The organism is Metabacillus rhizolycopersici, from assembly GCF_020075705.1.
Genome location: NZ_JAIQUM010000194.1, coordinates 1 through 1,658 on the forward strand (window position 1 = coordinate 1; position 1,658 = coordinate 1,658).

Genomic DNA, 1,658 nt, shown 5'->3' on the forward strand with positions numbered 1-1,658 from the left:
ACTTATTAACATAATAAGCCCCACCACCAACAGCCAACAACCCAAGCGCCTGATAAAGACTATTCTGCTGCTGTTCTTCTGTCAACGCATTCCCAAACATATCCTTGCCCGTCAAATACTCACTAAATCCATTGGCAGACACGAGCCCATAGATGCCCATCTCCGCTTTTTCTAGGTTTGAGAAGGTATTTGCTGTTTCAGTTACATCCAGTGCTTGGTTGGCGGCGTTCATACCTTTGACGGTTTTGTAGATGGCATTGCCGTCTTTAAAGATTCTACCTGCCCAGCCGACGACTGGGATGGAGCCTACGCATAAAGCAGGTATGTAAATCTATTAAAAAACCTTGAAAAGCTTTAGAAGCCAATCAAGGTCTTATTCGTATCATTTATATTTATATTTCTAATCCCTCTGTCTAAAGAGGCGTCTTTTCCTCCCACATTGCCTCGACATCGCTTTTTGAAATCCACTTTTTATATAGTCCTCGTTCCCAAGGTAACTCTGATGGAGGAAATCCTACTTCTTTAGCTATAAAATAATCACCTTCCCCGAGTAATAATTTATCTTCAGCCATTTCCCAAATCGGAAAGGTATGCCCTTTATACTTTGCATACTGATCAATATAATATAAATCCTCAATTTCATCTCGTGTAACAAATTTTTGATAGTTTCCTTTTTCATTTATTTCAAAGTCATCTGGCGCAGAAGACGTTTCCCTAACAAACAATTTGTATACTTTATCATCCTTGGTAATATATTCATATTCTTTTCCTCTGTAGACAGCTTTTTTTCCACTCCTCATTTTTATCCTCCTACTTCAATAAGCTAATAAATCTCATATCCTCTTCACTATAAACAGCAATTAATCGTTCACCCTGATTAGTTATTTCATATAGTTCTGTTCCTTCATACAGATCAACTTTACTTTTACTTCCATATTCAGGCACTATATAATTTTCACTTTTAGTAAATCCATTTCCTGTAAACGGATCTCCTTGTACCTCTCTTATAAAATCCTCCAACTCGTCACCGCTAACCATCACTGATGCTGCATCTTCATTGTTCCCACCAAATGGTATTTTATAGTTTTCTGGTTTAAGGGCTTTAAACCTTATCGCCAAAGCAGAATTCGATGTTAGATACTCATTAGGCCATTTTGGAGTACTTTCATAATCTAGTCGAAGTCCTTCAAAAATTTTGTCATAGGTATCTAATTCTTTCGTATCAGACACTTTTGCTAAAAAACCTCCAATTTTTATTTGTCCTCCATCTTGAGGTGATTTGAATAACCAATTTTTTGCACTTGGTGGTAATACCTTTTGCATCATCGTATCTTTAGTAATAGGAGGAGCACTTCTTCGAATATCTTTCATTTTTATTATTTCTTCTGGGGTAAGGCTACTTACTGGCTTTAAACGCATTTCAGTGAATTCACTAGTATTCAAATTATTCTTTTTAAGAACAGCGTCTAGTCTTCCAGTAAATGCATCATCAACTTTATTTCTTTTCGGCACCTGATAAACCGCATTCTCAGCCTGCAACTTATTAACATAATAAGCCCCACCACCAACAGCCAACAACCCAAGCGCCTGATAAAGACTATTCTGCTGCTGTTCTTCTGTCAACGCATTCCCAAACATATCCTTGCCCGTCAAATACT

The 1,658-nt window shown here is 37.4% G+C and carries 1 protein-coding gene and 2 pseudogenes; all 3 read right to left on the bottom strand.

The window, feature by feature from the left end; genetic code table 11:
• Window positions 1-232 (bottom strand): annotated as a pseudogene (locus tag K9V48_RS27855) (T7SS effector LXG polymorphic toxin); the annotation flags it as partial.
• 181 nt (window positions 233-413) lie between these two features.
• Window positions 414-800, bottom strand: coding sequence for a UCP033725 family protein (locus K9V48_RS27860; protein ID WP_224142296.1), 387 nt, complete (start codon window positions 798-800; stop codon window positions 414-416).
• A 10-nt stretch (window positions 801-810) separates the two neighbouring features.
• Window positions 811-1,658 (bottom strand): annotated as a pseudogene (locus tag K9V48_RS27865) (hypothetical protein); the annotation flags it as partial.